Here is a 256-nt window from a genome sequence, read left to right as displayed (position 1 = left end):
ATTTAGGTGTAGAGCTTGAAATAGTCCCATTTTTTAATTTATCAGACATGTTTGCACGCCTGCAAAGCGGTGATCTTGATTTAATTGCCTCAGGCCTTACCTATAATAAAACACGTGCACAACAATATCGTTTTGGCCCTACCTACCGAACCATTAGTCAAAAACTAGTGTATAAACAAGGTATAGAGCGACCACGCGACTATGATGATTTAACTGGTAATCTCATGGTTATAGCTAAAAGTAGTCACTCACTTAC

The 256-nt window shown here is 38.3% G+C and carries 1 protein-coding gene; it reads left to right on the top strand.

Annotated elements, in window-relative coordinates:
- A partial coding sequence (locus AAEY62_RS23405) for a transporter substrate-binding domain-containing protein (RefSeq protein ID WP_350636841.1) occupies positions 1-256 on the top strand: 256 nt, incomplete at both ends.

The organism is Pseudoalteromonas sp. GW168-MNA-CIBAN-0100 (genome assembly GCF_040309225.1).
GTDB lineage: Bacteria > Pseudomonadota > Gammaproteobacteria > Enterobacterales > Alteromonadaceae > Pseudoalteromonas > Pseudoalteromonas arctica.
This window is presented reverse-complemented; position numbering and strand designations above follow the sequence as displayed.